Annotated in this window: 19 protein-coding genes; 12 read left to right on the top strand and 7 right to left on the bottom strand. The window is 44.5% G+C overall.

Annotated features, from left to right (window positions below):
* Window positions 1-64: 64 nt before the first annotated feature.
* The gene (locus LDO37_RS19585) at window positions 65-964 is read right to left on the bottom strand and encodes a LysR family transcriptional regulator (RefSeq protein ID WP_126606520.1); all 900 of its coding nucleotides are present in this window, start codon (window positions 962-964) and stop codon (window positions 65-67) included.
* A 152-nt stretch (window positions 965-1116) separates the two neighbouring features.
* Here LDO37_RS19585 and LDO37_RS19580 point away from each other — a divergent pair, with 152 nt between their 5' ends.
* From LDO37_RS19580 to LDO37_RS19555, 6 genes are all read left to right on the top strand, one after another.
* Entirely contained in the window at window positions 1117-1515 is a 399-nt protein-coding gene (locus LDO37_RS19580) for a RidA family protein (RefSeq protein WP_126606519.1), read from the top strand.
* A 112-nt stretch (window positions 1516-1627) separates the two neighbouring features.
* Window positions 1628-3082 carry an aldehyde dehydrogenase family protein gene (locus LDO37_RS19575; RefSeq protein ID WP_101110321.1) on the top strand — a complete coding sequence of 485 codons (1455 nt, stop codon included), beginning with the start codon at window positions 1628-1630 and terminating at the stop codon, window positions 3080-3082.
* Window positions 3083-3116: 34 nt separating this feature from the next.
* On the top strand, window positions 3117-4106 hold the full coding sequence (locus LDO37_RS19570; protein ID WP_126606518.1) for a membrane dipeptidase: 990 nt from the start codon (window positions 3117-3119) through the stop codon (window positions 4104-4106).
* Window positions 4107-4248: 142 nt separating this feature from the next.
* Entirely contained in the window at window positions 4249-5847 is a 1599-nt protein-coding gene (locus tag LDO37_RS19565) for a BCCT family transporter (protein ID WP_126606517.1), read from the top strand.
* Window positions 5848-5955: 108 nt separating this feature from the next.
* Complete coding sequence (locus tag LDO37_RS19560; RefSeq protein ID WP_126606516.1) at window positions 5956-7656, top strand: hypothetical protein; 1701 nt, start codon at window positions 5956-5958, stop codon at window positions 7654-7656.
* Complete coding sequence (locus LDO37_RS19555; protein WP_101110329.1) at window positions 7653-8378, top strand: DUF3726 domain-containing protein; 726 nt, start codon at window positions 7653-7655, stop codon at window positions 8376-8378. Before LDO37_RS19560 ends, LDO37_RS19555 begins: the two co-directional genes overlap by 4 nt.
* A gap of 25 nt (window positions 8379-8403) precedes the next feature.
* Here LDO37_RS19555 and LDO37_RS19550 read toward each other — a convergent pair whose 3' ends face one another.
* Window positions 8404-9312: an EamA family transporter gene (locus tag LDO37_RS19550; RefSeq protein ID WP_399481717.1), complete on the bottom strand. Its 909-nt coding sequence runs from the start codon at window positions 9310-9312 to the stop codon at window positions 8404-8406.
* A gap of 462 nt (window positions 9313-9774) precedes the next feature.
* Here LDO37_RS19550 and LDO37_RS19545 point away from each other — a divergent pair, with 462 nt between their 5' ends.
* Window positions 9775-11190, top strand: coding sequence for an OprD family outer membrane porin (locus LDO37_RS19545; protein ID WP_399481715.1), 1416 nt, complete (start codon window positions 9775-9777; stop codon window positions 11188-11190).
* A gap of 72 nt (window positions 11191-11262) precedes the next feature.
* Here LDO37_RS19545 and LDO37_RS19540 read toward each other — a convergent pair whose 3' ends face one another.
* Window positions 11263-12147, bottom strand: a complete 885-nt coding sequence (locus tag LDO37_RS19540) for a LysR family transcriptional regulator (protein ID WP_126606513.1) — start codon at window positions 12145-12147, stop codon at window positions 11263-11265.
* 107 nt (window positions 12148-12254) lie between these two features.
* Here LDO37_RS19540 and LDO37_RS19535 point away from each other — a divergent pair, with 107 nt between their 5' ends.
* On the top strand, window positions 12255-13619 hold the full coding sequence (locus LDO37_RS19535) for an MATE family efflux transporter (RefSeq protein ID WP_126606512.1): 1365 nt from the start codon (window positions 12255-12257) through the stop codon (window positions 13617-13619).
* A gap of 62 nt (window positions 13620-13681) precedes the next feature.
* Here the strand turns inward: LDO37_RS19535 and LDO37_RS19530 are convergent, their stop codons facing one another.
* The gene (locus tag LDO37_RS19530; protein WP_221768503.1) at window positions 13682-14545 is read right to left on the bottom strand and encodes an AraC family transcriptional regulator; all 864 of its coding nucleotides are present in this window, start codon (window positions 14543-14545) and stop codon (window positions 13682-13684) included.
* Between the two features lie 116 nt (window positions 14546-14661).
* Here LDO37_RS19530 and LDO37_RS19525 point away from each other — a divergent pair, with 116 nt between their 5' ends.
* The 3 genes from LDO37_RS19525 to LDO37_RS19515 all read left to right on the top strand — a co-directional run bounded on the left by LDO37_RS19525 (window position 14662) and on the right by LDO37_RS19515 (window position 17325).
* Window positions 14662-14907, top strand: coding sequence for a PnuC protein (locus LDO37_RS19525; protein ID WP_126606511.1), 246 nt, complete (start codon window positions 14662-14664; stop codon window positions 14905-14907).
* Window positions 14908-15248: 341 nt separating this feature from the next.
* Window positions 15249-15941, top strand: a complete 693-nt coding sequence (locus tag LDO37_RS19520; RefSeq protein ID WP_101110339.1) for a response regulator transcription factor — start codon at window positions 15249-15251, stop codon at window positions 15939-15941.
* Window positions 15934-17325: an ATP-binding protein gene (locus tag LDO37_RS19515; protein ID WP_126606510.1), complete on the top strand. Its 1392-nt coding sequence runs from the start codon at window positions 15934-15936 to the stop codon at window positions 17323-17325. Before LDO37_RS19520 ends, LDO37_RS19515 begins: the two co-directional genes overlap by 8 nt.
* A gap of 135 nt (window positions 17326-17460) precedes the next feature.
* Here LDO37_RS19515 and LDO37_RS19510 read toward each other — a convergent pair whose 3' ends face one another.
* From LDO37_RS19510 to LDO37_RS19500, 3 genes are all read right to left on the bottom strand, one after another.
* Entirely contained in the window at window positions 17461-17703 is a 243-nt protein-coding gene (locus LDO37_RS19510; protein WP_101110343.1) for a glutaredoxin family protein, read from the bottom strand.
* A 12-nt stretch (window positions 17704-17715) separates the two neighbouring features.
* The gene (locus LDO37_RS19505; RefSeq protein WP_101110345.1) at window positions 17716-18648 is read right to left on the bottom strand and encodes a ribonucleotide-diphosphate reductase subunit beta; all 933 of its coding nucleotides are present in this window, start codon (window positions 18646-18648) and stop codon (window positions 17716-17718) included.
* Window positions 18649-18741: 93 nt separating this feature from the next.
* Complete coding sequence (locus tag LDO37_RS19500; protein WP_126606509.1) at window positions 18742-20994, bottom strand: ribonucleoside-diphosphate reductase subunit alpha; 2253 nt, start codon at window positions 20992-20994, stop codon at window positions 18742-18744.
* Window positions 20995-21369: 375 nt separating this feature from the next.
* Between LDO37_RS19500 and LDO37_RS19495 the strand changes: the two genes are divergently transcribed.
* Window positions 21370-21786 carry a hypothetical protein gene (locus LDO37_RS19495; protein ID WP_101110349.1) on the top strand — a complete coding sequence of 139 codons (417 nt, stop codon included), beginning with the start codon at window positions 21370-21372 and terminating at the stop codon, window positions 21784-21786.
* The last annotated feature ends 436 nt before the right edge of the window (window positions 21787-22222 follow it).

Raw genomic sequence — 22222 nt, 5'->3', positions numbered from 1 at the left:
ACCGAGTTTTCCTAAATAGAAATTGCTTTTTGATAGTTTGATCAGTATTGGTTCAATTTATGACCTAAAGATCATTCCTACTCTCCTGACCGTAATTTAGATACTCGATACATAGGTCGTGAAAGGCTTGCGCTTGCGGGGATATAGTGCGATCGGACAACCTAAAAATCCCTATCTCACGTTGTAATGGTGGATCGATTAGGGGTATCCAAGTCAGGCGTGTTTCATTGGTAGGAAACGCTAGTTTTGGAAGTGTTGTCACACCTATTCCTAACTCAAGGACAGAGAATAAAGAAGTAATATTTTCTACAGAGTAGAGTGCTCGCTCACTTAGCACTCTGGCCGGCGTAGATTCCAGCAGGGTACAGGTGCCGTTTCGAATAAATGGTTGCTGTATGAGAGTTTCCCATGCAATGCCTTCTTGTTTGCTCGCGATTGGGTTGTCTTTCAAACACACCACTCCAATCGGGTCTGAAATCAGCGAAACAAAATCAATGGATTCTTCTTCCAAGTGCGAGCAGTTACCCAAAGCGAGATCGACTTCTCCAGACATCAACCGAGACTCTACACCAGCTGCATTGTCGTCGACTAAGCTCACTTCCACACTAGGGAACTGTTCACAAAATGCAGCCAGCACACTTGGAATCAGTTTGGCGGCGACTGAAGGAACGCTGGCAATGCGTACCCGACCTTGCTGACCAGCTGCCGCCGCTCGCAAATCGTTATCCAGCGCATGGTACACATTTAGAAACTGGGAAATTTTAGGGACACAAATTTCACCAAATGGCGTCAACGCAGACTTATTGCCACTTTCAAAAAGTGGTTGCCCTAATGTGCGCTCTAACTCCTTAATAGAAGTGGAAAGCGCCGCCTGAGATCGATTCGCTCGATGCGACGCCGCTCTAAACCCCCCTTCTTCTACGACGAAAGAAAAATGCATCAGTTGTTGCAGCTTTATATTCATAATTTTTCTCTCAGCCCTCTTTGGGATTGATGCCAAACACGATGATAAATTTTATTTATCAAATGTAAAAAATTTACCGTTAGATTTATCACCTGTCAACGGGCAATATTTAACCATCAAGAAACAATTTCGTTACATATTGGAACCGAGACGTGAATACACAACCTAAAAAACAACCAATTAAAACTGAACTTTTTGCTTCCAAAGCGCCACTTGAATGGGCAGTCGTTGGAAACGGCACGCTTTACACTGCTCAAATTCCCATTGATGAAACGGGTGCGGTTGTTGAAGGTGGTATCGAGGCTCAAACCCGACAAACTTTCGCAAACTTAAGTCATACCCTTGAGTGCGCTGGCGAATCCATGGATTCAGTCTTTCAAGTTTTGATTTACGTGACCGACCGCGAATATCTTCAAACAGTTAACCGTGTTTATGCCGAGTACTTTAACGCCCCCTTCCCTAACCGTGCAGCCATGGTTGTAGCAGGTCTGGCTAGAGAGGAAATGTTGGTGGAGTTCGTTGTGTACGCTTCTGCGACGCAGACTCAGTAGCTTTTTTTAGCCAACAACCAAGCCTCAATAAACACGACATATATTCGAACACGCTGCAAAACGTCTATAACAATAAGGGATGAGCAGCCAAAGAACAGACAAGGACACAACAATGACGACTCAATTGCCCTACGAAAACGCACTCTACATTGGTGGTGAATGGCATACAGGTGAAAGCACTGTTGCTAACATCAACCCATCGGACATTTCCGATACCATTGGTTCCTTCGCACAAGCAAGCGAGCAACAAACTCAACAGGCTATCAGCGCAGCAAGACACGCACAGCCAGAGTGGGAAAAAGCCCCGATGGAGCGCAAGCAAGCTGTCTTGCAAGCGATTGGTGATGAGTTGATAGCACGATGTGACGAATTGGGTACGCTACTTTCTCGTGAAGAAGGAAAACCTTTTGCTGAAGGGCGTGGAGAAATCTACCGCGCTGGGCAGTTCTTCCAGTACTTTGCGGCGGAAGTTCTTCGTCAAATGGGCGACACAGCCGATTCTGTTCGACCTGGTGTTTCTGTTGAAGTCACGCGTGAAGCGGTTGGTGTGGTTGCCATCATTTCCCCATGGAACTTCCCTACCGCCACCGCCGCTTGGAAAATCGCGCCAGCACTCGCGTTTGGTAACAGCGTCATTTGGAAACCCGCTAACCTCACTCCTGCCAGTGCCGTTGCTCTGACTGAAATTATTCACCGCCAAGGATTGCCAGCTGGCACATTCAACCTCGTTCTAGGTAGTGGTTCTAAGGTTGGTAACACTCTGATTAATTCTAAAGAGATTAACGCGGTCAGCTTTACGGGTTCTGTTGAAACCGGTCGTAAAGTTGCTGCTGCAACCGCACCCAACTTTGTGCGCAGCCAATTGGAAATGGGCAGTAAGAATGCCTTAGTGGTTGCCGACGATGCCGATATTCAAACAGCGGTTGATGCCACTATTGCCGGTTCTTTCTCTGGTGCTGGTCAAAAATGTACCGCATCTTCTCGCCTTGTCGTCATGGATGGTATTCACGACCAATACGTGGAAGCACTGATCAAACGCATGAGCGAGCTGAAAGTCGGCCACGCACTCGAAGACGGCGTATTTATGGGGCCGGTTGTCGATGGTAATCAGCTGGACGCCAACTTCGCATGGCTCGACAAAGCCCGAGAAAGTGGCGCGGAATTGGCATTTGGTGGTGAGCGTTTAAACCTCGCTCACGAAGGTTACTACATGTCACCGACTCTGTTCTTGGATACTCAGAATCAATGGGAAGTGAACCAAGAAGAAGTGTTTGCGCCAATGGCCAGCGTCATTCGTGTTGCGAACCTCGAAGAAGCCATTGCCGTCACCAACGACACTCGCTTTGGTCTGACTGGCGGCATCATCACCCAAAGCCTGCGCACCAGTGCCATTTTCAAACAACAAGCACAAACGGGATGCGTCATGGTTAATCTGCCAACAGCTGGTACCGATTATCACGTGCCGTTTGGTGGGCGCAAAGAATCCAGCTTTGGTCCGCGTGAACAGGGTCAGTACGCCAAAGAGTTTTACACCGTAGTGAAGACGACTTACCAGCGTCCTTACTGATCATATCGTGAACACCAACTAGGAAGGAATAGGCATGTATCAGCAAAGGATAGTGATTGATGGCTTGCAGTACTGCAACTGGAATCGCGAGTATTTTCAAACTCTAAAAGCCAGCGGTATTACCGCTGTGCACGCCACTGTGGTGTATCACGAAAACACCCGCGAGACGCTTACGCGTTTTGCAGAGTGGAACCTGAGATTCGAACAAAATGCCGATCTCATTATGCCTATTCACACCATGGCAGATGTGGAAGAAGCAAAAGCCACGGGTAGAGTCGGTATTTTCTTTGGGGCACAAAACTGCTCCCCAATAGAAGATGAGATTGGGTTAATCGAAGTAATGAAACGCCAAGGTTTGCTGATCATGCAGCTTACCTACAACAACCAAAGTTTGTTGGCGACAGGCTGCTACGAGCAACACGACATGGGCATTACTCGATTTGGTAAACAAGCCATTCAGGAAATGAACCGAGTAGGCATGATCATCGATATGTCTCACAGCGCAGAACGCTCAACGCTGGAAGCCATCGATATGTCTTCTCGTCCGATTTGTATTAGCCACGCTAACCCAAGTTTTGCACACAAAGCCCTTCGCAATAAATCGGATCATGTCATTAAGTCGCTCACTGAACGTGGCGGGCTACTCGGATTTAGCCTTTACCCTTTCCACCTTCCAAAAGGCAGTGATTGTACCTTGGAAGACTTCTGCCAAATGATCGCCAAAACCGCCGACATGGTGGGTGTTGAGCATCTCGCTATCGGGTCTGACTTATGCCTAAACCAACCTCAGTCTGTGCTGGAGTGGATGCGTAACGGGCGCTGGTCAAAAGCCATGGACTATGGTGAAGGCTCGGCAAGCAATTCGGGCTGGCCAGACTCACTGCCGTGGTTCGCTGGCAGCGAAGGAATGGAAAACATTTATAACGGATTACTACGTCATGGGTTCAACGAACCCGAGGCAGGACAAATTATCGGTGATAACTGGTTCAACTTTTTGAAAAGCGGGCTAGAGCCTATCACATAAAGCCTTTGTGATATGTAGAGCCTTGCCACACATAGAACCTGAAGCTCACCTAACAAGGAACAGCCTGCCTAACAAAATCAATAATAAGGGCAGGTGTTAAATACACCTTTGCAACGGCAAAGAAAACTTCTGGAGTCAGCACATGTCTGATCTAACCAATAGCATGAAAAATACTGAAGCTACTAACCCTACATCTTCAGTATCGGACAACACCAAATCAGCACAAAGCGCAACGGATGCGTTAGGGCTGACCAACCCTGCATTATGGTACAGCGGCGGCTTTATTGCCCTGTTCGTTCTACTTGCTTTGTTCAATGGAGAACTTCTCTCTACGCTCGTGAACACGGGGTTTGCGTGGTCTGTTAAAGTATTTGGACCGTATTGGCAATTACTGCTTCTGTTAACCTTTTTGATTGGTCTCGGTCTTGCTGCAGGCAGAACAGGGAAAGTCATTTTGGGCAATATCTCTGCACCGGAAATGAATGGTTTTCGCTGGATGGCGATCATCTTCTGTACCTTGCTCGCCGGTGGCGGCGTCTTCTGGGCAGCGGCAGAACCAATAGCACATTTTGTTAGCCCACCTCCTCTGTATGGCGCGCAAGAAAATGCCCAACAAATGGCGATCAACGCGCTTTCTCAATCATTTATGCACTGGGGCTTTCTAGCGTGGGCGATAGTGGGCAGTTTGACTTCTATCGTTGTCATGCACCTACATTACGACAAAGGGCTGCCGTTAAAACCTCGCATTTTGCTCTACCCTGTTTTAGGTGAACGCGCACTGAAAGGTCAAACTGGTGCACTCATTGATGCTTGCTGCATAGTGGCTGTTGCTGCCGGAACCATTGGTCCTATCGGTTTCTTAGGTCTACAAGTCAGCTATGCGCTTAATGCTCTGTTTGATATCCCTGACGGCTTTACTACTCAACTGATCATTGTGATGTTCGCTATCGCTCTTTATACCCTTTCTGCCATCAGTGGTTTGAACAGAGGTATGCAGATGCTAAGCCGATTCAACGTTATCCTTGCCTGCGCATTGATGGTCTACATTCTGCTATTTGGTCCAACTAACTTTATCTTCAATGGCTACATTCAAGGCGTTGGCACCATGTTGGATAACTTCATTCCAATGGCAACATACCGCGGTGACGAAGGCTGGTTAAGCTGGTGGACTGTGTTCTTCTGGGGCTGGTTCTTAGGCTATGGACCAATGATGGCCATCTTTATCGCACGTATTTCTCGTGGCCGAAGCATTCGTCAAATCATTTCGACTATCAGCATCATTGCTCCTTTGGTGACGTTCTTTTGGTTCACGATTGTCGGCGGCTCTGGTCTGGCATTTGAAATTGCGGAACCTGGTACCGTCAGTAAAGCTTTTGAAGGATTTAACCTTCCTGGAGCACTACTAGCCGTAACTCAACAGCTACCGTTGCCGATGCTTGTCTCTATCTTGTTTTTGATTCTTACGACTATTTTCATCGTAACAACAGGTGACTCCATGACCTACACCATCAGTGTGGTGATCAGCGGAGAAACTGAACCTAATGCCATTATCCGTACTTTCTGGGGCGTAATGATGGGGGTTACAGCGCTAATTCTTATCTCTCTTGGCTCGGGTGGGATATCCGCACTGCAATCGTTCATCGTGATTACTGCGGTGCCTGTTTCGCTGATCTTGCTGCCTTCTCTATGGAATGCGCCGCAAATAGCAATGAAATTAGCTAAAGAACAAGGCTTAAACTAGGACCTGTTGACCTAGTCCAATAATCGGGTGGGTGTTTGCCCTCCCTATTTCTTATAACCATTTGTCTTATAAAAATTTTGACTTATAACAACATAGTGGTGAGCAAAAATGGATGCACATCGTTCAACTCATTTTAACGCCCAGTATCGCAATGCCGATGTCGTCATGGCACCTGAACGCTTAGGCGCTATGCACCAAACCCGGATCAGTTTTGTTAGAACCTTGATCCGAAAAATGGCCAATCAGAGATGGAGCGTAACAAACCACCAGTGGGAGCTGTGTCCACAAGGCTTTGGTCATGTCGTTTATCAATTAAAAACACCGGAAAACATCTACCATCTGGTGGTGTTTTGTACTGAAATTGAAGACGGTGAACGTAACGACAGAGTGATCGCAGAGAAGTGGGATGTCACTTTTGCACTGGTTAAAGGCGAAGTATCTCAAGTGCTCTTAAACAGGCTTCGTGAAAACGTGCCATTGCAAGAAGCTGGTCGCAACCCCAACAACGTGTTGGTGTTGGCTCGTGCAAACAAAAGCGTGCGAGTGTTCGAGCACATTGTGTCAAGTTTAGCTAATGGCATCCAACCTGAAGCGAATGAGTTAGCCAAGGTCGGCTACATATTGCGAACCACTGCAGTGTATGGCAATGGCAAATTTGGTATTGCCGATTTTAAGCTGCTGGAAAATAACCCAGACTTTAAACAGTCTTTCAGTGCTCAAATGTGTGCGGTTTACCTGCTGCGTGAATTCAGCCTAGACTGGGTTAATTACCTCGCTAAACTGCAAGGTGGGGATCGCTTTGTCGAACTCGATCGCTCACTTCAACGCTACCTTGGTGTAGGCAATGCGACGGGGCTCGGCATGGCTCCGTACCTCATTAATCACCCTTGTATTGTCGACCAATGGTTAACCGCAAGAGAGTCGGCATTGTCAGAAGTGTTGTGTCAATCACCTGATGAACAAAGTCGCTCAAAACTCGTGACTTTGTTAAATAAAGCCATTCGCCACTTAGATCAAGTGGTCACCATAGATGAACCACAAAAGCAGCTTAACACCGCCGCTGTTCAAGAGCTTCAACGCGTTGTAAGAGAGATGGATACCATTTCGGACGTTCATCAAAGCTGGGGAGAATGGCTCGAACAGTGTACTCATTTCAGTTTAGAAACGCAGGAATCAATAACAAGCTGCTTAATGGAACTGTACCCTGAAAAAGTAGACAAATACCAAGACAAAATGAATTGTGATGAGTCATTGCACTTGGAAGGTCATAGAACCGTTCAGCAGTTTATTGATTTGCTCGAAACACGCTATCACTGGGCAATTAACACCGATTATTCTCAGCACGACAACCGCTATTGGTTTTGGTATCGCTCGCAAGACAAAGAAGAACCAAGACTCGGTGTGCGAGATGAAGAGCCTGGTGAAGAGAAAGAGCTGCCACTGGATATTGGGCGTCAGGTGAACAAACTTTATCATTCCCTCATCGCCGAAAATCCAAGTATATCTATGGCAGAATTTTCACTGAAGCACCCAAAACACCGTGCCATTGCTCGCAGAGCATGGACATTAGGGAACAAAGTGATGGGCGACATTCAAATGAATGTGTTGCACAAAGATGCGCTGCCTATGCACTTATTAAGATGCAAATTGGCGATGTTCGGTGCAACTAAGTTTGACCCCAGATCAGATCGCTGGGTAAGAGTAACGTTCTTTCAAGGCGCACCACTTCTTGATGAGATCAATGAAGACGAGTGGGTCTTTCCTACGTTACCGTCATCAACCGAATACACCGGAGGCAAAGCGCCATGATAGTCTCTCATAACGAATTGGTGGCGACCGTCACCAAAGCATTTTTGGGAATGCGCAGAAACTGTGGTGAAGCCGATATCATCGCGAATATGGTCGCAGATTTGCAAATGGTTGGGCTAAATGGTGTCAAACATTTCAACAATGGCAGCCGATTCATGAGCAAGGAAGAAGATTGCCCCGTAGATGTATACGAACTTGGTAATAGTAGCCTTGAAATCGATCTTCACGGGTCAAGCCTTGCGTGTCATTTACCCGTTGTATTGGATTTCGCACTAGAGAAAATGGTCAATCACCGTCAAATTACATTGAAGTTAACACGGTGCCATAATCGCTGGCTCGCCTACAGTGAATTAGCCAAACTGTCGTCTAAAGGCATTGCCTGTAAAGCCTATTGGGAAAACGGGTCTGATCCTAAGAAAGTGCTGCTGGTGCTAAACAAAGGGCGCATATCACCTGAGCTCTTCTTTTCAGAGCAGGCGTCGCCAGAATCATTGATCATTCACGATATGACTATTGTTCTTTCGATTGATGACTTTGATTTTTCGGAAGTTGCCGACGGTTACAATATCCACATTTCGGCAAAGCAACTTTCTCGCACCCAAAAAGCCTCGTGGGAGAAAGGCATTGAAGTGGATGAACAAGAATGGCAAACGCTAAAAGAAACGGCGACAGAAATCCTGGTTGAAAATAGCGAACAATCAAGGCTTGGAGCAGGCGAATAATATAGGCGTATTAGGGTCTGTTGACCTAGCCTAACGATCGTCGTAATTTCAACTGTTCTAACGCAACAATGGCCAACGCTACCATAATCGCAAGATAGGTTGGCCACTGGATCAACGCAATACGCTCCCCTAATACCAACGCAACACAAAAAACCAGCACAGGCTCCAAATAACCCAGTAGTCCAAATAGAGTCATTGGCAATAGCTGCGACGCATAGAAAAAGAGAATAATTGGGATAATCCCCGTAAAGGCCAAACCGAGATAATACAGCCATGCGCTTGGTGCAATGGCTCCCCAAGACTCAATTGGGTAAGTCAGAGCCATACCAATAATGGCAAACGGCAATAGAAAAACATTCTCTAAACTGAAAGACATGTCACTACTGATTTTATATTTACGGCGAAACATAAAATACATGGGATAACCAAAGCAAATCAAAAATACTATCCAAGAAACTCCGTCGGCCATCGCGTAAGCGTAAGCTACTCCACAGGCGGCGAAAGCGCATGCGATCAACTGCTTCCGAGTAATGCTTTCCTTGTAAACAAAATGTGCAACTGCGGCTAACGTTAGGGGCAAGCAAAAATAGCCAAGCGCAACAGAAAGTGTTTCCCCTTGAAGAGGTGCCCAAACAAAAACCCAAAGCTGAGGGGCAATAAGAATCGCGGATAACATGTATCTCGGCCACAGTCGCCACTGGGAAAAGAAAGACCAAAACGTGGGTAATCGTCCAAATAGGGCAAGACCAAATAATAAGAGTATCGAACCCCATAATATTCGCTGACCAGCCAACCAATTCCCCATACCAAAATCGGTCGGAATGCCTGTAATCTCTGGCTGAAAAGTCACATAGGCGGGCATCATGGCAAACCCAACGGACGCCATAATAGATGCCATTATTCCACGGGATTCATCGGTCGAAGTATTTTTCACTTGGTTCATTCTAGTCAGTTTTTATTAATATAATAGTAACTTACACTCAATTCTTAGAAGAGGGAATTGATTAAAAATAAGCCTAAGCACGAAATTACTTTCTCTACATTGCTGCTGTTTAATTGGAGATTTTCGAGTAAATTGGCGACCTTTATTGATAGATGTCACAGAAAAACGTTCAATGCCACTTTGAGTAAAAAGTGATGTCACGCAAGCAAAGCCACATTGCACTTCGTATGGAAACCCCATATTCGATTTACCAATCAAATACTTAAGTGTTCATGTCTTTCCTTTCTCCTCGCCACATTCAGATTGTGATCGGCTTCTAATCTCAGCACTTAACTATGATCTAAGCCTTATTTTGTATATTTAAAACATCGTTTCTATTTTAAAAAACCACCGTTTTTATAAAATTATTAATGTGATTATTCACAGACTAATCAATAACTGATGGATATGGTTATGAACACGATAAACAAAGCTCCACTTTCCCTACTCAGTACCTCCATTTTGGTTGCAATGGCGGCACTGCCTGTACACGCAAATGACAATGATCCAAATGATGTACTCAACCAAAGTGCTGCGGCACTGAACCTTGCCGATGAAGCAAAACAAGCCTTTTATGAAGACTCTTCATCCAAGCTGCACTCTTTCTTATACATCCGAGATCGTCAGCAAAAAGACGACAACGGTGAGTACGTTCCGAATATTGAAAATCAAACCCTACAATTGGCTTGGGATTACCGTTCTGGGTATTTCAAAGATACGGTTGGCATCGATATTTGGGCGAACACCAACTTGCAGTTAGGCGACACAACGGGTCAATCCGAAATTCTTTACTACGATCACACCTGTGAAAACAACCCTTCTTACGATGGCAAAGCGTGCGAAAAATCTTATGTGGCAGTTCCAGTAGCGTCGCTTAAAGCCAAATTTGGCGACGACGATACAGGTCTTGCGCTTCGCGGTGGTTATACCCGAATCAATATCGGTACGATCCGTTCGAGCTGGGGATTAAACCCACATTCTTACCGCGGCCTAGAAGCCAAAGCGCACTTTGGTGATTTCGTTGTCGGTTACGCCATCGCGGACAAGTTCAAAAATGACTGGCGTAAAAACTTCCACGATATGACGACAACTTGGCACCAAAACCAACACCCTGGTGGCAAACAAGGCAAGATCATCGACTACATTCACACAGTCGGTGGCATCTATAAGTTTGATGGTGGTCAGATTGATTTAGGCTACGGTGAAGGTAAAGATTACCGCACTAACTGGCAAGTTTTGGGTAAATACGGCTTCGACATGGGCGATGCAAAAGTCAACCTGACCGGTTTTTACCACGGCAGTATCCGCGCCGAAACTGAGCTGACAGGTCTTAAAGATCAGGAAACGCAAAGTTACGTTGGCTTGGGCGCGAACATCAAAAGCGGTAACTTCACCTGGATTGCTGGTTTAAGCGCCACCGACACGAAAGGTCAAGAAGTTGGGTATAACTTCCGCCTTACGCCTTGGGCAAACTCCGACAACCGCAATTTCCAACAAACCACCTCTCAGCTAGAGGACTATAACGTTGATGGTACAAAAGCCGCGAAGCTTGCTGTGAACTACAACTTTGCTGATTTTGGTGTTGCAGGCTTAACCGCTGGTCTTGGTGCAAACTATGGCACTAACGTTCGCTCGAGCAAAATTGAGAAAGAATACGATGGCACCATGCACTCGTTAGATTGGAATCTTGGGTATAAGTTTTTGGATGGCGGGTTGAAAGGGCTTAATGTTCGTCTATTCCACGGCATGTTCCGCGGTAGTGATGTGGTACATAAGCAAGACCGTAATGACGTAAAACTGCTTATTTCCTATAGCCTGAATTTGAAGTAATTCCGAAAAGCTGCCTTTATGCCCTGCATGGTTTCCCGCTTGCAGGGCATTTTTTATGGAAGACAGCACTGGTTAAGCACGATTCGCCATCATCTCTTTCAGTTCTTTAATCAACCAGCTTTTTACTTCGCTAATTTGGCTATCAATTCGCTTTACTAGCCCAACTTCTACCATCATTTCTGCAAAGGAATCTTTACATGCCATGGTTTTGACCTGTCCTAAAAACCAATCTGAGTCAGCGATGTGCTGAGGAACAATAGCCCAACCTTGGTTACGCGCCACCAAATCGCAAATTAAATAGTAACTGTCTATGTGCCAATGGTTCGGCGTTAGTGCCTTATCGCCTCCCTCTCCGGAACGGTCGCAAATAACGAATTGCCTGTCTCCATACAAATCCGATAACGAGACTTCTTGCTCACCCGCTAACGGATGATCTTCGCCAATAATCAGCACCTTTTCAAAGTACCCGATGGATTGAAAATCCACTTCTGTTGGTAAATCACTTTGACGAAACATAAGCCCGATATCGGCTTTCTTTTCTGCAATCGCTACCGAGATATCATCACGCGAACCGTTGGTGATTGTCAGCCTAAGATTGGGAAAACGCTCTCCAAGGTTAGTGAATATTGAATGGGCGGTATCAAGTGGGATTGCTTCATCTACCGTCAGCTTTAAGGCGATAGGTTCACCGGAAGAAGCCGCTAGTGCTCGGCTATTCAGCTTTTGGCTTTGCTGCAAAAGCGCTTCAGCGTCGATGAGCATTTGCTTGCCCAACTCGGTTAAAACAGGAAAACGAGCGGAACGATCAAAGAGTTCAAACCCCAGATCCGCCTCTAGATTGGAGATGGCACTGCTCACCCGAGATTGTGCCTTTCCCATTTTTCGGGCTGCGGCAGAAAATGACCCAGTATGAGCCGCCGTCACAAACGCTTCAATCTGATCTAAAGTCCAATTCACGTTATCACCTCAAACTATCCGAAATACGGATAGATAGTAACTTTTATCTATCCACATTAGAAATATAATCGATTTCAAATTTGATCAACGTAATTAGGTATCGCGCCATGTCTCAAATCACTGCCTCTCAAAAAAATGACTCTGTAACGAGTACGTTTTGGCGTTACGCCGTTCCGTCTATCGTTGCTATGGTAGTGAGTGGTCTTTATCAAGTCATTGACGGGATTTTTGTCGGTCATTACGTTGGAGGAGAAGGGCTTGCGGGGATCAATATGGCATTCCCTGTTCTGGCGGTTGTTATTGGGATTGGGTTATTAATTGGCATGGGTGGCGGCAGTGTTATATCTATCAAGCGTGGAGAGGGAAACACTCAGTCCGTTAACCATTCATTATTCACATCCATCTTTCTTGTTCTCATTACAGGGATGGTAGGGGCAATATTTCTGGTGATTTCGAGCGACTCAATATTGTCCATCCAAGGTGCTTCAAATACACCAAGAGCATTCGCAGAAGATTACATTGACATATTAACTATGGGAACGGTGTTGACTATTGGCGCTGCCGCACTTCCGATGTTAGTTAGAAACGATAATAGCCCTAATCTAGCGACAGCCTTTATTGTCGTAGGAGCGTTAGCCAATATTTTGCTGGACTATGTGTTTTTGGCACACCTCAATATGGGATTAAAAGGGGCAGCCATCGCTACGTTAATAGCACAACTAGCAACGTGCCTTTTAGCCCTTTGGTATTTTATCAGCAAGCATTCCGAAGCTTCTTTGAACCAAGGAAAGTTCTCATTCAAAATTGCTAAGCAAATCTTTGAATTGGGCGCATCTAGCTTAGTTATGTTCATATACTTCGGCTTTGTATTAGCACTGCACAATAAGCTATTTATGATGTACGGCGATGCAACTCATGTCGCGGCCTTTGCCATCGTCGGTTACATAGCCAGTTTGTATTACTACTTCACGGAAGGGATAGCCAATGGAATGCAGCCCCCAGTGAGTTACTATTTTGGTGCTAAGCAATACGACAATATCATTAAGACAGTCAAGCTGGCTCTGGCAGTATCCGTAGGGTTAGGTATTGTTGTGGTGCTGCTGGTGAATGTATATCCACTAGCTGCTATTTCTTTATTTACCACGGGTGATGTGGCATTAACTGATGCAACAGCGCAGGGCGTTAAACTTCACTTGCTAGGCATTTACTTAGATGGTTTCTTATTTGCTGCTTCTGTTTACTTTATGGCAATAGGTCTTGGGGGCAAAGCCTTATTTGTCTCAGCTGGGAATATGTTTATCCAACTGCCCTTTTTATGGATTTTACCGAAATATCTTGGTGTAGATGGCATTTGGCTATCAGTACCTGCTTCGAACATTGCTCTTACGGTTATCGTGTTGCCTATGTTAATTAAGAGCCTTAGAAACCTAAAAGAAGAGGCACAACATCCTGAGCCTCTGCCAGCAACATGATGGACATAAAAAGGGCACTTCACTGTGCCCTTTTCAATATTCAAACCGTAAAGAGAACAGTCTTATGTTCTTCCCGAAAGTGGCAAGAAAATATCGGTAATTAATTCATGCTCAGCCACTTCCGGAAAGAAATTATGATAGTGGAAAAAGCATGGGAAATCTCCCGTCTCCTCACCACTCTCTGGTAACCACTTTCCGTAAAGATAGTGCACCTTCTCGTCCATAAGATCATGAGATCCGGTGTGCCTTAAAACGGCTACTCGCCCTTGTGGTATGGTTTTGTTCACCACACTAAATTCATTATTTGGGATTGGCTTTAACACTTCACCACAGATATCGAAACGGAATTCATTCGGTTCAACGATCGCCGGATCATGATAAATGAGCCCAAACGTTCGGCTCTGAGAGATGGGAGATAACCCCGTCGATTTTCGCCATTGGACAAACTTCATCACGGACTCATTCACTTTCTCAGCAGGTCCTAAGTGTTCTAATACAGCTACTTTTGTTTCTTTAAAGTCAGTAATATTTACATTCATCACGCTCACCGTTGGTATTGTTGTCTTCTTCATTTTCTGGTTCCATGACAGCCAATCCGGATTCATGCGAAAAGCCATTGGCGATATGCCATACTCTTTTTTGAACGCACGAGAAAATGATTCAGAAAACTCATATTTCGCATCCATCGCAATGTCTGTAATGCTTTTCTCTTTCAGAAAACACAGCTCATAGGAGGCTCTTTTTAGGCGAGTTTGGGTAATGTATTTTGCTACGCTGACACCAAAATACGCACTAAACTGTCGATGGAAGTGATATTCAGAAAAATGAGCTACTTGGCTTAACCGTTTTACCGTCAAACATTGGTCCAAGTTTTGATGGATAAACTCGCAGACGTTTTTCATTTTTCTATCGTATTGGTTCTTCACATCCTCTCCTTTGTTCGATTCCTAATATCTTATTTTGATGCTTATTGCGCCTGACCAATCTTGCTGTATTCTGCTCAATACGAACCTACCTGCTTATAAAATAGAGAAGAACATTGATGGATTACTCGCAATACTATGGAATAGACTGGCTCGCAATGGTGCTAACTTTTTTGGCCATTTGGCAGATTGGCAATAAAAACAGAATAGGCTTCATGCTAATGATGTGCGGTAACAGTAGCTGGGTAGTGGTTGGTTACCTCACTGACAGCCTAGCCATGATCATTGCCAACATCATTTTCTTTTCAATGAATTTACGAGCCATCATCAAATGGTCTCGATCGCCAAAAGCTTCCTTGGAATAAAGGCTGGTGTAATCAAATACTTCTTAAGTGAAAATCGCGGCTACTCATATGACCGTGGGTTACCTCTGAATACTGACACTTTTGTAAAAGAATGTATTACATTTCTATCAATTGTATACATGAAAAACATTCAAGAAGGTTTGGTACAAAACTCTGCATTTAAAGGGTTCGTTATTTGTTTACAGCATGAAATGCAGGTGAATGTATTTAAAACATCTCATATGTAAGAACGCGTAAGGGTTTCGCTATTTACAATGAGAAATTTTTTTCCTTTCTCACTCTTGCGATACAATTCACATTCTATATACTCACCTCGCAATATATATAAAGACCATATCAAGATGCCAAATTGTAGAATTTTATTGGTTGAAGATGATAAGGAAATATCTCGCCTGACTAAGATGTACCTCGAAGCCGAAGGCTATAAGGTAGACGCTATCTGCGACGGTTTGGATGCTGTCGACGCGGTTAAAAATACTTCCCCAGATCTTGTGATTTTAGATCTCATGTTACCCGGAAAAGACGGCGCAACCATATGCCAAGAAATTCGGGAGTTTTACGATGGTATGATCGTCGTTCTAACTGCTTCAGAAGATGAACTTACTGAAGTAAGCCTATTTAAATTTGGGGCAGACGACTACATCACCAAACCCGTTCGCGGTCATATTCTTGTTGCTCGGATTGAAGCCCTTTTAAGGCGCTATCAAAAATCCCAATCAGCACCGGATCCTCAATCTCTTTCAAACTACGGCATTTCGCTATGTCTAACCCGAAAAATTGCGTGCTATCACGAAACTAAGCTCAATCTTACTGAGTCAGAATTCGATATTTTGCACTTGCTGTTAGAGAACTCGAACAAGCCCGTTTCACGAGAAATTTTCTGCCAGTCTGCTCGCGGCATTGAATACAATTTTAATGATCGATCTATCGACATGCGCGTTTCTGGTTTACGTAAAAAGTTTTCAATGGCGAACGTTACAACCGCGTTCATTAAAACAGTTAGAAATCAGGGTTACATGCTGACTCATGTTTAAAATTTTCAATTCCATGTTCACTCGGCTGTATCTTGGTATTGTCGCCGGGTTAGGGTTAACCGTTATGGTTTTCCTCCATCTCGGTGAAGAATACATGCATCGCACTGATGTCGAGATATTCCTCAACGACGCGAGCTTTTTCGTCAATCAATACATTGAGGAAAGGGGGCAACCCAACTCGTTATACAAAGAACTGGAACGAACAGGTAAGCAGCGCTTTTACATTTTTGATATGGCGCTGCTCAAAGACTGGGATGAGAGTAAACCCTGTGCTAATTGCGAATTCATGTTTTACATGAAAGGGTTACCGGTATACCTCATAAACGGTTGTCACTTTGCCGTTGTCATGCCCATACCTAACTCTTCGTCCAGCTTGTTTTTCAGTGAACATGGCGAATTTTTTGAACCTCAGTTTGAGTGGTACGAAAACTCAGAAATTCATTTCGTACTCGCACTATTAGCAACACTAGTGGTGAGCTTAGGCGCGCTCATTTACATGCCGGTCCGTAGGATTCAAAAGCAAATTAACCTGTTGGTCAGCGCTCAACGTAAATTTGGTCAAGGCTGTTTAACAACCCGTACTACAGAGCGGTATTCACATCCTATTCGGGAATTAGCTGACGGATTTAATAGCATGGCGGAAGACATCGAGAGCCGAGTTCGCCAAAGCCAAATCTTCACCCAAGCCATTCCTCACGAAATTCGTACGCCGCTAAGCCGTATACAGATGGCTTCCGACCTCGCTAGAATACAGACTCCAATTCAAGATAGAGCCATCTTCAATAACATCGATACTTACGTCGACGACATAAAAGAACTGTCGACCAAAATTGTGCAGCTCTCTAAATTGAATTTGGCAGGGAGCATCGATAAGGCCAGCAAGAATTCCGACATTTATATTTCCGATTTTTGCAGCGACCGTCTAAACAAAATTACGGAATGTCAGGGAGAGTATGTTGTTAATTGTAAAACGGGCAACACGGTTCTTAATGCGGATGAAACACTCTGTCAGCTCGTAATAGACAACTTCATAACCAACGCTACTCGTTATGGTAAAGAAAAAGTTAGGCTGAGCCTAACCTGTTTCAAAACTCACTGGGCTATAGATATTGAAGATGATGGACCGGGTATCCCGCTTGATAAACGCAAAGAGATCTTTATGGCATTTTCTCGCTTAGATAGAAGCCGAAATGCCGACAGTGGCGGGTTTGGACTTGGGTTAGCCATAGCAGCAAGTGCCGCTAAGACTCTAAACTGGACCATCTCAGTCGATGACAGTGAATTAGGTGGCGCACGCTTCACCGTTTTGGTTCCGTTAGAAGTTAAGCCTCAGCAGAAAAAAGTTGATATACAAACCTACCAGTTCGATACCACGACATTGTAGCCGCCAGTGTAACGTTTATAAAAACCGGTGTAACTCTCATAAAAACTAATGTAACGCTCATAAAAATGGCGGCACCATGTGCCGCCATTTTTGTTTTCAGAATCTTCTGTATCTAACTTAACCGCTGCACGGAAGTTAAAATGCTGCTTCTGATGCAAAGGCCAACTGTCTTTTCAGCGATTCAAAATCGCCTACCGCTTCGCCATTCACTCTAAACTGCGGATAGCTGCGCGCTGTTGGGAAGAGTTCAAATAAGGATTCACGGTCGAAGTCTTTATCTAACTTCAGTTGATGAAGCTTCATACCCTGCTGAGCAATCCAATTTGCCGCTGTGACACATTGTGGACAGTTGTCCTTGCTAAACATCTCTATTTGCATTTTCCACTCCTGTTAGAAATCGGCATCAAATGCCAGTTGACGATCTTGTGGACGCTTATATTCGGTCACACGTTTTTCAAAGAAATTGGTTTTCCCTTCCATATCAAGAAGGCGCATGTAATCAAATGGGTTCTCTGAGCCAAAAACAGGGTTAAATCCAAATAGCCCAGCGATAACATCAGCAGTATGTTCAATGTATTGGCACATTAGATCCGCATTCATACCAATCAGATCCACAGGCAATGCTTCTGTCACAAACTCTTTTTCGATAGATACCGCTTCACGGCATATCTCTTCAAATTCCGCTTGAGTCACTTTACCTTGACCCAATGTTTTAAATAGCAATGCCGAGAAGCTAAAGTGCAAGCCTTCATCACGTGCGATTAGGTCGTTACTTGCTGCAAGACCCGCCAATAAACCGCGCTTGCGGAAGTAGTAAATCGCACAGAAACTGCCCGCAAAGAACAACCCTTCCACTAAACCAAACGCAATAAGGCGCATCGCTAGTGGTTTGTCTGAAGAGATCCACTTCATCACCCATTGGGCTTTACGCTTCACCGTTGGCACGTTGTCGATGGCATTGAACAAACGCTCACGCTCTTCGACATCCGGTATGTAAGTTTCCAATTGAAGCGCGTATGTTTCGGCGTGAATAACTTCATTGAATGCTTGCAGAGCAAGGAAGCAGCGCGCTTCTGCAATTTCAATCTCACCGTAAAAACGGGTCAACAAGTTCTCATTGATCATGCCTTCACTTTGTGCGAAGAATGCCAACACGTGACGGATAAAGTGCTGCTCACCTTCTGTCAGTTTTTGTAGATCAGGCAGATCTTGAGCAAAGTCTAATTCTTCAGTGGTCCAAAAAGCGGCTTCATGGGTTTTGTATGCTTGCCAAATTTCTTCGTACTGAATAGGAAAAAGGCTGAACTTGTTTTTTACTATCATGGTGTTGTCCTGTTAAGCAGGCGGATAGGGTATACCCGCCTTAAATCATTGTTCTATTTAAAACAAAGCGTTTTCTGGTTCTGGCGGTTTAACCTAAGCACCACAGCCTACGCAATCTTCATCGTTGTTACCGACGGTCATCTTCACCGCGTTAGCAGAAGGTTTGGATCTCAGGTAGTACATGCCCGTTTTCAGTCCGCGTTTCCAAGCGTAGAAATGCATGGCGTTAATCTGAGCAAACGTTGGAGATGCTAGCCATAGGTTAAGGCTCTGTGATTGACATACATACGGGCCACGATCTGCCGACATGTCGATGATCGCTTTTTGAGAAAGTTCCCATACCGTACGATAAACCGCTTTTACATCTTCAGGTATCGACGCAATATTTTGTAAGGAACCGTTGTTCAAAATGATGGAGTCACGAACAGCTGCCGTCCATAAGCCGCGTTCTTCTAGCGTTTTAACCAAGTGACGGTTAACAATAATGAACTCACCAGACAGTGTCTGACGCTTATAGATATTGCTGGTCTGCGCTTCAAATGCTTCATTGTTACCCAAGATTTGAGCAGTAGATGCGGTTGGCATTTGAGCAATCAACAGTGAGTTGCGAAGACCATGTTGAGAAATGTTGTTTCTCAGTGAAGACCAATCCCAGCGCTCGCTCGGTTGTTCATTCCATAAATCAAACTGGAAAATACCTTGGCTGGCAGGTGAGCCATCGTAACTGCTGTAAGTTCCCAGATCTTGTGCTAACTCACACGATGCTTCCAGAGAAGCGTGATACATGGTTTCAGCAATATCGCGGTTCAGAGCACGCGCTTCTTCACTGTCATAAGGTAAGTGCAACTTGAAGAATACGTCTGCCAAGCCTTGAATACCCAAACCAACTGGTCGGTGAGCGTGGTTCGATTTTTCGATTTTGTCTGTTGGATGGTAATTCACATCAATCACGCGATCTAAATTCTTAATCGCGATTTTGGTGATTTCGTGGAGCCTCTCGAAGTCGAACTCACCGTCAATAATGCATTTAGGTAATGCCAGTGAAGCCAAGTTACAAGCGGCGGTTTCATTGGCTGTCGATACTTCCATGATCTCAGCACACAAGTTACTCGACTTGATCGTACCCAGATTTTTTTGGTTCGATTTCACGTTACACGAGTCTTTATACAACATGTAAGGCGTGCCAGTTTCTGCTTGAGACTCAATAATTTGAGTCATAATTTGACGCGCTTTAACTGTTTTGAGCCCTAGTCCTTCACGTTCATATTTCTCATACAGGGCAACAAACTCATCACCGTAAACGTCAGAAAGCCCTTTCGCGCTGTGTTCACTGAACAACGTCCAATCACCATCCTGCTCTACGCGCTCCATAAACAAGTCTGGAACCCAAAGTGACAGGAATAGGTCACGAGCACGGAATTCTTCCTTACCATGGTTTTTTCGCAGGTCTAGGAAAGCTTCAATGTCGGCATGCCAAGGTTCTAGGTAAATCGCAAAAGAACCTTTTCGTTTACCGCCGCCTTGATCTACGTAACGAGCGGTTTCATTGAACACTTTCAACATCGGGATGATGCCATTCGAAATACCGTTCGTACCGATGATTGGTGCGCCGGATGCCCGAATATTGTGGATGTGTAAGCCAATTCCACCCGCCGATTTTGAAATCAGCGCGCAATCTTTTAGCGTGTCGTAGATGCCTGAAATGGAGTCATCTTGCATGGCCAAAAGGAAACAAGATGAAAGTTGCTGCATTTTGCAGCCAGCATTGAACAGCGTTGGCGTTGCGTGAGTGTAATAGCCCAAGCTCAACATGTCGTAGAGCTCTTTAATTTGCTCAATGTTGTCACCGGCCACTGCTATCGCAACACGCATGTACATGTCTTGCGGACGTTCAATAATCACACCATCTGCTTTGAGCAGATATGAACGCTCTAACGTTTTGTACCCGAAGTAGTCAAACTGATAATCACGTTTGTAATCAATGAGTTCTGCAAGCTCAGGACCTTGGCGCTGCACTTGAGCAACATATTCGTCCGATAAAATGCCAATTTCGGCCAGTTTCTTCGTCGCCCACTGGAAGCCTTGAGTCTCTTTTTGAAGTGAACTCACCAACACACGTGCTGCAAGCTTTGCATAATCTGGGTGCTCTGCTGCCAAGCTGGCTGATGTTTCTGCTAGGAAAACATCAATCTCTGTCACCTTAATGCCATCATACAGGCCACTTACTACTTTTTGAGCCACTGCTATAGGTTCTACCTTAAGACCGTCTGACAGTGCCTCTGCTCTTCGGGTAACTTTGTCCAGGCTAGTTTTCTCTTTTCGCCCGTCGCGTTTTATTACGTCCATAACTATATCTTGTATCCAGTTCAAAAATTAACCACTACATCTTGCTATATAGATCTAGTTGATAATGATTATCAATTCAAGACGTTTTACATATTAGAACTGAACAAGCGAAAAAAATTTTGCAATTTCTAGATGCCTTGCCAGACCAGAGGCGAGCAAAGTTTGGCGGTTTGAAGCACGAAATTTCCCACAAAATTAAACACCAGCCATGATTGGTGTATACCAATGATATATATGAATTTTTTATGAAATTTAAGCAGAAATAAAGTTTCGTGATCGACCGCGTAATTTTTAAAACAAAAAAAGGGTGTAGATTTATCAATTGATAATGATTATCATTTAAAAAATACTTCACTCATTTGGGATGTTAAAGAAATGGATTCACTTCATCATCAGATTTTCCGCAATATCGATAACTATCGCTTGAAGGCTCAAGATTTAAAAACCGAAATGTATCTGTGTGAAGCTGTATTGACTAAAAGCAACGGCTGCGAGCGAGCACTTCATGCCTATAACGATGCCTGCCAAAAACTGGTGAGACGATCACAGGAAGTCGGTGACGACTATTGTGCCATCCGAGTATTGAAAAAGCTCCACTATGCACTGGTTAACGAGATGAACAACCCAGACCGCGGTCAGGCTTTTCGTCACAAAAGTTATCTTTTGGCATGCGATACATTGGTGGAAATGTGCCGCCTCTACCGTTTGTATGAAAATGAGCCACGCGCTCAAATGTGTCAGGAAGAGTTTTCTCGCTCCATTACCTGTAATCATCCTCCTAAATCACACTGAGTTTTCCCTCTCATTCCAAGCTTTCCGTTCATGTTAGGGTCTATTGACCCTAAGATTTGTCGCACCCAGCAGTTCAATGAAACGACATTCCTTCTAGCCACAGATCCTCGTATCTAGGGTCTGTTTGATTATCCGTAGCAAGATGCATTTTTGCTTCCCTGATGACTTATTCAGAATCTTGAGGAATAAGGCGAATCCCTTTTTTTAAAAAAAAGCATAAAAAAGTGAAATGAACCTGTGCTTTGCTGGGTCTTTTAAAACAAGTCTTCAAAACAGTGCTGTAAATGAGTACTCAAACTTCCTCAAGATGCTGGATTCAGAGCGTTATCTTCTGTTTCAGTTCAAGGAAAAGAACGTATTTGCCCTGTTTTTATTAGTCAGTTTCACTACACTTATAGCCAGACCACGTGATGGATATAAGTGGTTGATAATTTTG

The organism is Vibrio penaeicida (genome assembly GCF_019977755.1).
Lineage (GTDB): Bacteria > Pseudomonadota > Gammaproteobacteria > Enterobacterales > Vibrionaceae > Vibrio > Vibrio penaeicida.
The sequence above is the reverse complement of the archived record's forward strand: the minus strand, read 5'-3'. Positions and strand labels throughout refer to the sequence as shown.